The following is an 11,961-nucleotide window of genomic DNA, read 5'->3' on the forward strand; positions in this document are numbered from 1 at the left end:
GGTGGTGACGGACACAGGTCGGGGGAGGGGAATCGTGGGTATGCTCGCCGCCATGCCCCAGTCCCCTTCCGCCGCATCGCGGGACGAACCCCTCATACGGGACCGTGGTGACGCCTGCCCCGGCGCGCTGCGGCTGCACGCGGCGGACGACGGGTTCCTGGCGCGGGTGCGGATTCCCGGCGGGATGCTCGGCGGTGCCGCCGCGCGGCTGCTGGCCGATGCCGCCGACCGGCTCGGCGACGGTCACGTCGACCTCACCTCGCGCGGCAACGTACAGCTGCGCGGCCTCGGTGAGAGCTGCGGCGGGGAACTCGCCGAACTGCTGGCGCGCGCCGGACTGCTGCCCGCGCCCGCGCACGAGCGGATCCGCAACATCGTTTCCTCGCCGCTCGCAGGCCTCGACCGGCTGGGCCTGCCCGATGTGTCCCCCTGGGTGGCCGAGCTGGACGTGCTGCTCTGCGCGAGCGACGCGGCGGCCGGGCTGTCCGGGCGGTTCCTCTTCGCCCTCGACGACGGCCGCGGCGACGTGACCTCGCTCGCGGCGGACGTGAACCTCGCCGCCGACGGGGATGCCGAGCGGGCCCTGCTGTGGGCGGGTGACCGGGCGGAAGCCGTGCTCGTCTCCGTGCAGGACGCGCCGCGGGCCGCGCTGACGGCCGCCGAGTACTTCCTCGACGCCGTTCGGGAGGCCGGCACCCGGGCCTGGCGGGTGGCCGAGCTGCCTCCTGAACACGCTCTGTCCGGTGCCCGGTTGGCGGAGCGGCTGGCCGATGCCGGTGTCTTCGCCGTCGTGGCGGCGCCGGACCCGTCCGCCGCGTCGTCCGCCGGGTCCGCCCGGTCCGCCGGGACGCCCGAGCCCGGCATCGTGCCCGGCCCGGACGGCACCGCCTCGCTGTCCGTCCTCGCGCCGCTCGGGCGGCTCACCACCGCGCAGTGGCGTCGGCTCGCAGGCCTCACGGACCGGGTCCGGCTGACTCCCTGGCGCGGGATCGTGGTCCCCGGACTGCCCGGCCGCGCGGCGGCTCCCGCGCTCGCCGAGCTCGCGGAAGCAGGGCTCGTCACGGCTCCCGACAGTTCCTGGCGGTCCGTCACCGCCTGCACCGGAAAGCCCGGTTGCGCGAAGGCGCTGGCCGACGTGCGCGCCGATGCGCGGGCCGTCATGGAACGGGCCCGCGGACCGCTGCCCGTGCACTGGTCCGGCTGCGAGCGGCGGTGCGGGCATCCGCGCGGCTCCGCGTGGGTGGACCTGGTCGCCACCCCCGCCGGATACGACCTCCACGTCGAAGGCCGCGCACCGCGGCGCGGCGTACCGGAGCACGAGCTCGCCCCCGCCCTCGCGGACGCCCGACACGCAGATCCCGTACGTCACAACCTCCCCGACTCAGTGCAGAAATGAGCGAGTACACCGTGTTCGAGTACGAGAAGGACGGCGCCGCGATCTACCGCCAGTCCTTTGCCACGATCCGCGCCGAGGCGGACCTCTCCGGCCTGCCGGCCTCGGTCGCCCAGGTCGCGGTGCGCATGATCCACGCCTGCGGAATGACCGACCTCCCGCAGGACCTCGGGTACACCCCCGAGGTGGTGCTGCGCGCCCGCGCGGCCCTGGAGGCCGGTGCGCCGATCCTCTGCGACGTCCAGATGGTCGCCAGCGGGGTCACCCGCAAGCGCCTGCCCGCAGGCAACGACGTGATCTGCACCCTCTCCGACCCGGCGGTCCCGGACCTCGCGGCGAAGATGGGCACCACGCGCAGCGCCGCGGCCCTCGAAGTCTGGCGTGACCGCGGCCTGTTGGAGGGCTCGGTGATCGCCGTGGGCAACGCGCCGACCGCGCTGTTCCGGCTGCTGGAGATGATCGAGGAGGGTGCGCCGCGCCCGGCCGCCGTCATCGGGGTGCCCGTCGGCTTCATCGGCGCCGCCGAGTCCAAGGACGCCCTCGCCGCCCACCCCTCGGGCCTCGACCACCTGATCGTCCGCGGCCGGCGGGGCGGCAGCGCCATCGCCGCGGCCGCCGTCAACGCCATTGCGAGCGTGGTCGAATGAGCGTCGACAGCGACGGACAGGTCGTCAAGGGGCGCCTGTACGGGGTCGGGCTCGGGCCCGGCGATCCGAACCTGATGACACTGCGGGCCGTCCAGGTGATCGGCGAGGCCGATGTCGTCGCCTATCACAGCGCCCGGCACGGGCGGTCCATCGCACGCTCGATCGCCGCGGCGCACCTGCGCGGGACGCACATCGAGGAGCCGCTGGTCTATCCGGTCACCACCGAGACCACCGACCACCCCGGCGGCTACCAGGGTGCGATGGAGGAGTTCTACGAGTCCGCCGCCACCCGCCTGGCCGCTCATCTGGACGCCGGCCGGACCGTCGCCGTGCTCGCGGAGGGCGACCCGCTCTTCTACAGCTCGTACATGCACATGCACAAGCGGCTCGCGGACCGGTACGAGACCGAGGTCATCCCCGGGGTCACCTCGGTGAGCGCCGCCGCGGCCCGGCTCGGCACCCCGCTCGTGGAGGGTGAGGAGGTCCTGACCATCCTCCCCGGCACCCTGCCCGAGGAGGAGCTCACCGCCCGTCTCGCCGCCACCGACTCGGCGGTCGTGATGAAGCTCGGCCGGACCTTCCCCGCCGTACGGGGCGCGATGGAGAACAGCGGCCGGCTCGCCGAGGCCCGCTACGTCGAGCGCGCCACCATGGAGGGGGAGCGGACCGGCCGCCTCGCCGACACCGACGCGGCGAGCGTGCCGTACTTCGCCGTCGCCGTGGTGCCCAGCCGGATCGGCAACCCGGGCAGCGTGCCGTCCGGGCCCGGCGAGGTCGTGGTCGTCGGCACCGGCCCGGCGGGCCCCCTGTGGCTCACCCCGCAGACCCGGCGCGCGCTGGCCGACGCCGAGGTGCTGGTCGGCTACACCACCTACCTGGACCGGGTCCCCGTGAAGCCGGGCCAGATCCGGCACGGCTCCGACAACAAGGTGGAGTCGGAGCGGGCCGAGTTCGCGCTCGACCTGGCCCGGCGCGGGCAGCGGGTGGCCGTGGTCTCCGGGGGCGACCCGGGCGTCTTCGCCATGGCCACGGCGGTCCTGGAGGTGGCCGGGCAGGCGGAGTACGAGGACGTGCCCGTACGGGTCCTGCCGGGCGTGACCGCGGCCAACGCGGCGGCCGCCGCGGCCGGCGCCCCCCTCGGCCACGACTACGCCACCGTCTCCCTCTCGGACCGGCTCAAGCCGTGGGAGGTCATCGCGGAGCGGCTGCGCGCGGCCGCCGCGGCCGACCTGGTGCTCGCCCTCTACAACCCCGGCTCGCGCAGCCGCACTTGGCAGGTGGCCCAGGCCCGCGAGCTGCTGCTGGAACTGCGCGCACCCGAGACCCCGGTGGTCGTCGCGCGCGACGTGGGCGGGCCGGAGCAGTCGGTGCGGATCGTCACGCTCGCCGAACTGGTGCCCTCCGAGGTCGACATGAGGACGATCCTGCTGATCGGCTCCTCGCAGACCCAGGTCACCGAGCGGCCCGACGGGTCGCGGATCACGTGGACCCCGCGCCGCTACCAGTGACCTGCTGAGCGCCCGACGGGGCCCGGAGCGGCGAACCGCCTCCGGGCCCCGTGGCGTTGTCGGCGGCCCCGGGCCGTTCGCAGCCCCGCGCCGCCGAAATCCCGGGCCGTCCGCGGCTCCGGGGAGGGGGCCGGGCCCTATGCGGCAGCGGCGTCGAGCCAGCGCAGTGCTTCGAGGACGGAGGCCGCCTGCGGCTGGCCCTCCGGGACCGCGGGGCGGCGTACGACCAGGACCGGGATGCCGGCCTCGCGGGCGGCCGTGAGTTTGGGCGCGGTGGCCGAGCCGCCGCTGTCCTTGGTGACGAGCACGTCGATGCGGTGACGGGCGAGCAGCTCCCGCTCGTCGGCCAGGGTGAACGGGCCCCGGGCCAGCAGGACTTCCAGCTGCGGCGGCACGGGAGCGTCCGGCGGATCCACCGAGCGCACCAGGAACCAGGTGTCGGTCAGGTGCGCGAAGGTGTGCAGGCCCATCCGCCCGGTGGTCAGGAAGGCCCGGCCGCCGAGCGGGGGCAGTGCGGCGGCCGCCTCTTCCAGGGAGCCGGCGAACCGCCAGTCGTCGCCGGGGCCCGGGGTCCAGCCGGGCCGGCGCAGCGCCAGCGTGGGGACGCCCGTGAGCGCCTCCGCCTCGGCGGCGTTGAAGCTGATCCGCTCCGCGAAGGGGTGGGTGGCGTCGACCACGTGCGTGACCCCGAAGGCGACGATCCAGCCCGCGAGCCCCGCGATGCCGCCGAAACCGCCGATGCGGGTGCCGCCCGGTGGGAGGACGGGTGCGGCGACCCGGCCCGCGAGCGAGGTCGTCACCCGGTACGAGGGGTGGTGCTCCAGTGCCTCCGCGAGGCGGCGGGCCTCCGTGGTGCCGCCGAGGATCAGGACGTGGCGGTCCGGCTCGCGGCCGGGCTCAGCAGACATGCCGGTCGCGCTCGGGCGAGTACAGGTGGCTGTCCCGGAACTGCTCCGCGCCCAGCGTGCGGCCCACGACGATGACGGCGGTGCGGACCAGGCCGTGCTCCTTCACCTGGGCGGCGATGTCGGCGAGGGTGCCGCGCAGGATCAGCTCGTCGGGGCGGCTGGCCATCGCCACCACCGCCACCGGGCACTCGGCCCCGTAGTGCGGCAGCAGTTCGTCGACCACCCGGTCCACGTAGCGGGTGGCGAGGTGCAGGACCAGCAGGGCGCCGCTGCGGCCCAGGGTGGCCAGGTCCTCGCCGGGCGGCATCGGGGTGGCCTGCTGGGCGATCCGGGTCAGGATGACCGTCTGGCCGACGGTGGGCACCGTCAGCTCCCGCTTGAGGGCGGCGGCTGCCGCGGCGAAGGCCGGTACGCCCGGGACGACCTCGTAGGGGATGCCGGCCGCGTCCAGCCGGCGCATCTGCTCCGCGACGGCGCTGAAGATGGAGGGGTCGCCGGAGTGCAGCCGCGCCACGTCCTGGCTCGCTGCGTGGGCCCGTACGCACTCGGCGATGATCTCGTCGAGGTTCAGCTGCGAGGTGTCGACCAGGCGGGCGTCCGCCGGGCACTCGGCGAGCAGCTCGCGCGGCACGAGGCTGCCCGCGTAGAGGCAGACCGGGGCGGCGGCCAGGGTCCGGGCCCCGCGCACCGTGATCAGGTCGGCGGCGCCGGGGCCCGCACCGATGAAGTACACGGTCATGTTCGATCCTTCTCCTTGGATGCGGTGGCCTTGGACGCGGTGGCCGGCTCGGCAGGCTTCGTCACCGACCACTGGGTGACCGGCATCGCCTGGCGCCAGCCCGTGAATCCGCCGACCGGCACGGCGTGCGCGACGGCGAGCTTCACCAGTTCGCCGCCGTGGCGGCGGTAGCGGTCGGTGAGGACCGCCTCCGATTCGAGGGTGACGGTGTTGACGACGAGGCGGCCGCCGGGCGCCAGCGCCGCCCAGGCCGCGTCCAGCAGTCCCGGCGCGGTCAGCCCGCCGCCGATGAACACCGCGTCGGGGGCCGGCAGTCCGCCGAGGGCCTCCGGCGCGGCGCCGACGACCACGCGCAGGCCCGGTACGCCGAGCGCCGCCGCGTTGCGGGCGATCCGCGCGGCCCGCTCCGGTACGCGCTCCACCGCCACCGCCCGGCACGAGGGGTGCGTGCGCATCCACTCGATGCCGATGGAGCCGGAGCCGCCGCCGATGTCCCACAGCAGCTCGCCGGGGGCCGGGGCCAGGGCGCACAGGGTCGCGGCCCGGACGTGGCGCTTGGTGAGCTGCCCGTCGTGTTCGTAGGCGGCGTCCGGGAGGCCGGGGGTCGCGCCGAGGCGCGGTGCGGCGTGGGCCGGGTCGCGGCGGCAGTCGAGGGCCACCACGTTCAGGGGGTCGCCGGGCGCGCGGTCCCAGCTGTCGGCGCGGCCCTCGTACGCGTCCTCGCGCTCGGACCCGAGCTGCTCCAGCACCCGCATCCGGCTCGGGCCGAAGCCCCGCTCTCGAAGCAGAGCGGCGATCTCGTTCGGGGACGCCGCTCCGGCGCTGAGCACCAGCACCCGGCGCCCGTCGTGGAGCGCGGCCGCGAGCCGGGCCACCGGGCGGCCGACCACCGTGATCACCTCGGTGTCCTCCACCGGCCAGCCCAGGCGGGCGCAGGCGTACGACACGGACGAGGGGTGCGGGTGGACCCGCAGGGACTGCGGCCCGAGCTCCTCGGCGAGGGCCCGGCCGATCCCGTAGAACATCGGATCGCCGCTGGCCAGCACCGCGATCCGGCGCCCCGCGTGCTCGGCCATCAGCTTCGGCACGGCCGGCCGCAGCGGGCTCGGCCAGGCCACCCGGTCACCGGCGCACTCGCCGGCCGGCAGCAGGTCCAGCTGGCGCGGCCCGCCGATCAGTACCTGGGCCGAGGACAGTGCGGACCGCGCGGCGGCGGCGAGCCCGGCCCAGCCGTCGGCGCCGAGGCCGACGACCGTCACGGTTCTGGGGGGCGGTGCGGAGCTCACTGCGCGGTACCTCGGGAACGGGAAGGGGAAAGACGGCGGACCCGCAGCCTACTGGCCTGCTGATCCGCGGCCCGCGCCCACCCTCGCGACGCTCTCGCGAGGCCTCTCGCGAGGCCTCTCGTGACGCCCTCGCGACCGTTCCCCCACGCCTCGGTCTACCCTCGGTGACCCACCGCGACACGAGGGAGCTGCCATGCCCGGCTGGAACGCCAGCAAGATCCCCGACCAGAGCGGCCGGACCGCCGTCGTCACCGGGGCCAACAGCGGGATCGGCTACGTCACCGCCCGCGAGCTCGCGCGGCGCGGCGCCTCGGTCGTGCTGGCCTGCCGCAGCGCCGCGCGCGGGCGGGCCGCGGTGGTCCGGCTGCACGCCGAAGTGCCCGGAGCCGAGGTGGAGTTCATGCCGCTGGACCTCGCCGACCTGGCCTCCGTGCGGGAGTTCGCCACCGCCTACGGGCAGCGGCGCACCTCGCTGGACCTGCTGGTCAACAACGCGGGCGTGATGGCGCTCCCGTACGGACGCACCGCCGACGGGTTCGAGACGCAGTTCGGGGTCAACCACCTCGGGCACTTCGCCCTCACCGGGCTGCTGCTGCCCAGGCTGCGGTCGGCCGCCCCCGGGGCCCGGATCGTCAACGTCTCCAGCGGCTTCCACGCGCTGGGGAGGATCGACGTCGAGGGCGGCGGCGTGGATGCGCTCTCCAGCGAGCACGGCTACCGCCGCTGGGTCGCCTACGGCCGCTCCAAGACCGCCAACCTGCTCTTCACGCACGAGCTGGCCCGCCGCTTCACGGCCGCCGGCTCCACGATCACCGCCGCCGCGGCCCACCCCGGCTACGCCTCCACCAACCTGCACTCCGGAGCGTCGAAGGTGGAGGGCCCGACCCTCAACTCGCGCGTGGCCGCCTTCGGCAACGCGGTCGTCGCCCAGCCCACCTCCGCGGGCGCGCTGCCCACCCTCTACGCGGCCACCGCGCCCGGGGTCGGCCAGGACGCCTTCATGGCCCGCGGTTCGGCTGGCGCGGGGCGCCGGCGCGGTCCTGGCGGGCGAAGTGGACCCTGGACGACACGTCCGGCGAACTGCTCTGGGCGACCTCCGAGAAGCTCACAGGAGTCTCGTACGCATCCCTGCCGCGCTGATCCGGGCCGGGCCGGCCTGCCACCCGCGGGTACCGCCCTGTGCCCCTGACGGGTCTCCCCGGCACGCTCCCGCCCGGGCGCCCCCGGTATGAGTCCGTCCGCCCCCGGGGCGCCTCCGGGCGCCCCGGCCCGGGCCTGACCCGGGCGCCCGCCGCGCTGGAGACTCGGCGGCATGAGCGACGACGATATGGACAACCACCCAGAAGCCCACGACCACGCGGTGGTCCTCGGGGCGGGCGTGGCCGGCCTGCTGGCGGCGCGGGTGCTCGCGGAGCGGTTCGGGCGCGTGACGCTCGTCGAGCGGGACGAACTGCCGCAGGACGCACCGGCGTTCAGACCCGGGCTGCCGCAGTCCCGGCACGCGCACGTGCTGTGGTCGCGGGGCGTGGAGCTGATCGAGGACCTGCTGCCCGGGGTCACGGAGCGGCTGCTGGCGGACGGGGCGTTCCTGCTGGACAGCCCCGGGGACTTCCTCTGGCTGAGCCCGGCCGACTGGTTCCACCGGGTGCCGGGGGCGAAGGTGCTCCTGGCGAGCCGCGAGCTGCTCGACTGGACGGTGCGCCGGGAGGTGCTGCGGGACGAGCGGATCCGGCTCCGGTCCGGCAGCCCGGTCACGGGACTCGTGGGCGCGCCGGACGGCCGTTCGGTGACCGGCGTGGAGTTCCGCGGGGGTGACCCGCTGGCCGCGCGGTTCGTGGTCGACGCCACCGGACGGACCTCCAAGGCCCCGGCCTGGCTCGCGGCCCTCGGGCACGCGGCCCCGCAGGTGACCCGGTACGACTCCCGTCTCGGCTACTCCAGCCGGTACTTCGAGGTTCCGGAGGATCCCGCGCGGCGCTGGCACGGCATGTACGTACAGGGCCGCCCGGAGGTCCCGCGCGGGGCGGTGCTCGTACCGCAGGACGGCGGCCGGTGGCTGGTGACCCTCATCGGCAACGGCGAACACGCCCCGCCGACCGACGACGACGGGTTCCTCGGCTTCGCTCGGAGCCTGCGCAGTCCGGCGCTCTACGACGCGATCCGCGAGGCCGTACCGCTCTCCTCGGCCACCGGGTTCCGCTCCACGGCGAACGAGTGGCGCCACTACGAGCGCATGGACCGCTGGCCCGCGGGCTTCGTCGTGCTCGGCGACGCGGCCTGCCGCTTCAACCCGGTGTACGGCCACGGGATGACGGTGGCGGCACTGGCGGCGGACGTCCTGCGCAAGGAGATCCGCGGCCTGGCGCCCCGGGACCTCCCGGCGGCCGCCCGGCGGATCCAGCGCCGGACGGTGGCCGCGGCGGAGGTGGCCTGGCAGATCGCCACCAGCGAGGACCTGCGGTACGCGGAGACGGAAGGCCCGCCGGCGGACCGGGCCACCCGGATCCTGCAGCGCTACATGTCCCGCGTGATGGTGGGCGCCAACACCGACCCCGCCGTCTCCAGCCGCTTCTTCGGCGTGCTGTCGCTGTCCACCTCGCCGAACGCCCTGCTCAGCCCGGGCACGGTGGTCCGCGTCCTGTCCAAGTGGCGTCTGCCGACCACACCGACGGCCACCGCCTACCCACCCCACCACGAACCGCCCCAGGTTTGGACGCCACAGCTCTGAGGCCCCGGTTCAGGCTCGGACCGAGCACTCCAGGATGCGGCCGTCGACGGTCCCGGCGAGCAGGTGACCCCCTGGGCGCCACGGCAAGGGACAGGACGGCGGTGGGTGCACCGTCGACCCTGAGGTCCGTGTGCCATCGCAGGGAGCCGTCCTCGGCGTCCAGTGCCACCAGGGCTCCCGTGTGGTACGCCACGTAGAGCCGTGTCCCCGTCGGTGTCGAGGGCCGTGGCGGGACTGTCGGTGCGGTACTGCCACTGCACCGCGCCGTTCAGGCTCCGCCGTACGACGTGGGCGCCACCGGGCTGGAGGCCGTGGCCGTGGTGGACGGAACCGGCGTACACGAGGGACTGCCCGATCTCGACCGCAGGACCGCCGAAGTGGGGCGGCACACGGACGACCGCCGTCCCGGACGCGGGAGGGCGGCTGCTCATGATGTTCTCGGGCGGCGCCGCGCACCAACGGCATATCCGGGGCCCGGCCCGGTCCCCGGCCCGTCGCGCGGACGGTCAGGCCGGGTCGGGGCGCAGGGAGCGCCAGATGTGGTCCGGGAGGTAGCGGGCGGCTTCGGCGAGGTCGATCTCGTAGGTGCTGGACAGCCAGCGGCGGGCGGCCTCGGCGAGGGGGCCCATGACCAGGACCTCGATCACCGGGGCCGGCAGGGGGGCGATCTCGCCGCGCTCCATGCGCACCCCCAGCCACTGCATGATGGCCGCGAACTTCTCCGCCTTGGCCGCGCCGATCTCCTCGGCGTGGGCCACCAGGTAGCCGGAGTAGGCGGAGGCGTGCAGGAACAGCGCCACGTCCCGGTTCTCCTGGGTGAAGGCCAGGTACGACGCCACCCAGGACCGCACCCCGGTGCGGGCGGTGCGGCACCGGGTGAGCGCGGCGACCATGTCGTCGCACAGCATGTCCATGCACCGGATGTAGAGCGCGGCGGCCAGGCCGTCGAAGCTGCCGAAGTGGTGGTAGAGGCTGCCGAGGCTGACCCCGCTGGCCGAGACGACCGCGTTCACCGTGAAGCCCTGCTGCCCGGACTCGGCGAACACCCGCAGCGCGGTGGTCAGGAGCAGGTCGACGGTGGCTTCGCCGCGTTGTTGCTTGGGAGACATGCTGCGGTCCCGTCGGTGTGCGTGGTGCTGTCCGGAATCTGCGCCACCGAGCGTAGCAAGATCGCGGAACTGGAAGACCTTTCTAGAAAGATCCTTCGTGGTTCCTCGCGGCGGGAGGGTCAGGGAGTGGTGGAGCGCTCGTACAGGGCCTTGGTGTCGTCGCCGAAGTAGACGCTGTACGAGGTCCTGTCGTCGCCGCCCCCGTCGCGGCCGCCGATCACCCCGATCAGCGTGCGGCCGTCGGTCAGCACCGGGCCGCCGCTGGTTCCGTTCGGTACGTCCGCGCAGTCCAGCCGCAGCTGCGTCGGCCCGGCGGCGACGGCGGTGTTGCGGCACTCCAGCGGCTGCTCGGAGAAGTTCGGGTAGCCCACGAGCCGTGCGGGCGCCGGCAGTTGGGGCCGGAAGCCGATGGTCTCGGCCCCGGTGACGTCCTCCAGCCGCTGGCCGGGGTAGCCGGGCCGGCGCAGCCGGAGGAAGGCGATGTCGTGGTCGGGGTCCTGGTCCTCGGTCCAGCGCGGGTCGACGTCGATCCGGGTGGGCACCCAGACGCCGTACGGGGCCACGCCGTCCCGGTAGCCGGGGGCGAAGGCGAGGTTGGTGCGGAACCCGCCGCCGTACACGCAGTGGGCGGCGGTCGCGATGAGGTCGCCGCCGGGGGAGTGGACCACGACGGCCGAGCAGTGGTGGTCGGGATCACCGTCGGAGCCGGGGGAGAAGAGCGCGCCGATCGCCGGCTCGGCGGGGGCGGGTCGGGCCTCCAGCGGATCGGAGGGCTGCCATCCGGCGGTGCGCCAGTTCACCCGGCCGGCGCCGTCGGTGAAGGCCTTGCCGTCCGTCGGCGGCTCCGTGGCCTCGCGGACGATCCCGTCCAGCACGGCGGCCGCCGTCCTGTCGGCGCGCTCGGGATCCTGCTGGTAGGTGCCCCGGGCGGGATCCCCGTCGGCGCGGTTGGCGGCGATGCCGCGCAGCTCCCAGGCGGTGTACCCGAGGCCCGCGAGGGCCAGGGTGCAGAGCAGGCCGACGAGTGCGGGGCCGCGTCCGCCCCGCCCCCGCTCCCGTCCCCGCTTCCGCCCGTGAACCCTGCTGACCATCTGGCACTCCCACCCCGACGACGCTTCTGACGCTCCGTTCGATGGGGGGACGGCGGCGCGGGTTCCGGGAACCGCACGTGTCCGTTCTCACAGCCGACCGCATTGTCGTGTGCGTGTCATTCTCGGGTCTTCTGCCGGCCGTGCAACCGCTCTACGCCCACGCGACTTGAGCAGCCCCCACCTTGATCGCCAGGCGCCAGGGTACGAGATCGCGGAGGCGGAGGCGGGGCGCGCTGACCGCCGGGCCGGCGGGGCCCTGACCCGCGCGCTCGGCACGGCACCGGCCGGCCGCGTCGGCCGGCGCACAGGCCGGTGCGCAGGCGCCGGCGCACCGGCCCCGGACGGCGGCGCGGGCCGCCGAGCCGCAACCCGCGGGCCGCCGAGCCGCGGGCCGCCGAGCCGCGGGCCGCCGAGCCGCGGGCCGCCGGGCCGCGACCGCGCCCCGAACTCCCCTTTCCGTGCCCCTCGTCACCCGCACGGCGCTATGGCTGTCTCTTATTCCCATCTCCGAGCCCCCCGGACCGCCGGAAAAACCGTATTCCGGTCTGTGTT

The 11,961-nt window shown here is 75.1% G+C and carries 9 protein-coding genes and 1 pseudogene; 5 read left to right on the forward strand and 5 right to left on the reverse strand.

Annotated features, from left to right (window positions below; genetic code table 11):
* Positions 1 to 52 precede the first annotated feature (52 nt).
* The 3 genes from cobG to PV721_RS34680 are packed head-to-tail and all read left to right on the forward strand — an operon-like array spanning position 53 to position 3,548.
* Positions 53 to 1,396 carry a precorrin-3B synthase gene (gene cobG, locus PV721_RS34670; RefSeq protein WP_319731430.1) on the forward strand — a complete coding sequence of 448 codons (1,344 nt, stop codon included), beginning with the start codon at positions 53 to 55 and terminating at the stop codon, positions 1,394 to 1,396.
* Entirely contained in the window at positions 1,393 to 2,040 is a 648-nt protein-coding gene (locus tag PV721_RS34675; protein ID WP_319731432.1) for a precorrin-8X methylmutase, read from the forward strand. The genes cobG and PV721_RS34675 overlap by 4 nt, the downstream gene beginning before the upstream one ends.
* The gene (locus PV721_RS34680) at positions 2,037 to 3,548 is read left to right on the forward strand and encodes a precorrin-2 C(20)-methyltransferase (protein WP_319731434.1); all 1,512 of its coding nucleotides are present in this window, start codon (positions 2,037 to 2,039) and stop codon (positions 3,546 to 3,548) included. Before PV721_RS34675 ends, PV721_RS34680 begins: the two co-directional genes overlap by 4 nt.
* Before the next feature lie 137 nt (positions 3,549 to 3,685).
* Here the strand turns inward: PV721_RS34680 and PV721_RS34685 are convergent, their stop codons facing one another.
* Genes PV721_RS34685 through cbiE form a run of 3 tightly spaced genes read right to left on the reverse strand, consistent with a single transcriptional unit; the run spans position 3,686 to position 6,481 of the window.
* Positions 3,686 to 4,456, reverse strand: coding sequence for a cobalt-precorrin-6A reductase (locus PV721_RS34685; RefSeq protein WP_319731435.1), 771 nt, complete (start codon positions 4,454 to 4,456; stop codon positions 3,686 to 3,688).
* A complete protein-coding gene (gene cobM / locus PV721_RS34690) occupies positions 4,446 to 5,195 on the reverse strand; it encodes a precorrin-4 C(11)-methyltransferase (protein WP_319731437.1) in 750 nt (249 codons plus the stop codon). Before cobM ends, PV721_RS34685 begins: the two co-directional genes overlap by 11 nt.
* Positions 5,192 to 6,481, reverse strand: coding sequence for a precorrin-6y C5,15-methyltransferase (decarboxylating) subunit CbiE (gene cbiE / locus PV721_RS34695; RefSeq protein WP_319731439.1), 1,290 nt, complete (start codon positions 6,479 to 6,481; stop codon positions 5,192 to 5,194). The genes cobM and cbiE overlap by 4 nt, the downstream gene beginning before the upstream one ends.
* Positions 6,482 to 6,674: 193 nt before the next feature.
* Here cbiE and PV721_RS34700 point away from each other — a divergent pair.
* Positions 6,675 to 7,621: pseudogene (locus tag PV721_RS34700) on the forward strand (oxidoreductase).
* Positions 7,622 to 7,793: 172 nt separating this feature from the next.
* Complete coding sequence (locus tag PV721_RS34705; RefSeq protein ID WP_319731441.1) at positions 7,794 to 9,209, forward strand: hypothetical protein; 1,416 nt, start codon at positions 7,794 to 7,796, stop codon at positions 9,207 to 9,209.
* Between the two features lie 506 nt (positions 9,210 to 9,715).
* Here PV721_RS34705 and PV721_RS34710 read toward each other — a convergent pair.
* Positions 9,716 to 10,318, reverse strand: a complete 603-nt coding sequence (locus tag PV721_RS34710; protein ID WP_319731443.1) for a TetR/AcrR family transcriptional regulator — start codon at positions 10,316 to 10,318, stop codon at positions 9,716 to 9,718.
* A gap of 119 nt (positions 10,319 to 10,437) precedes the next feature.
* A complete protein-coding gene (locus PV721_RS34715) occupies positions 10,438 to 11,409 on the reverse strand; it encodes a serine protease (protein WP_319731445.1) in 972 nt (323 codons plus the stop codon).
* Positions 11,410 to 11,961: the final 552 nt, after the last annotated feature.

This window comes from Streptomyces sp. MB09-01, from assembly GCF_033794505.1.
Lineage (GTDB): Bacteria > Actinomycetota > Actinomycetes > Streptomycetales > Streptomycetaceae > Streptomyces.

What these genes read in the sequence shown, in the direction of transcription:
- PV721_RS34685 (WP_319731435.1), bottom strand. Translation starts at nt 4,456, where the DNA reads ATGTCTGCTGAGCCCGGCCGCGAGCCGGACCGCCACGTCCTGATCCTC.
- PV721_RS34715 (WP_319731445.1), bottom strand. Translation starts at nt 11,409, where the DNA reads ATGGTCAGCAGGGTTCACGGGCGGAAGCGGGGACGGGAGCGGGGGCGG.
- PV721_RS34680 (WP_319731434.1), top strand. Translation starts at nt 2,037, where the DNA reads ATGAGCGTCGACAGCGACGGACAGGTCGTCAAGGGGCGCCTGTACGGG.
- PV721_RS34675 (WP_319731432.1), top strand. Translation starts at nt 1,393, where the DNA reads ATGAGCGAGTACACCGTGTTCGAGTACGAGAAGGACGGCGCCGCGATC.
- PV721_RS34705 (WP_319731441.1), top strand. Translation starts at nt 7,794, where the DNA reads ATGAGCGACGACGATATGGACAACCACCCAGAAGCCCACGACCACGCG.
- cobM (WP_319731437.1), bottom strand. Translation starts at nt 5,195, where the DNA reads ATGACCGTGTACTTCATCGGTGCGGGCCCCGGCGCCGCCGACCTGATC.
- cobG (WP_319731430.1), top strand. Translation starts at nt 53, where the DNA reads ATGCCCCAGTCCCCTTCCGCCGCATCGCGGGACGAACCCCTCATACGG.
- PV721_RS34710 (WP_319731443.1), bottom strand. Translation starts at nt 10,318, where the DNA reads ATGTCTCCCAAGCAACAACGCGGCGAAGCCACCGTCGACCTGCTCCTG.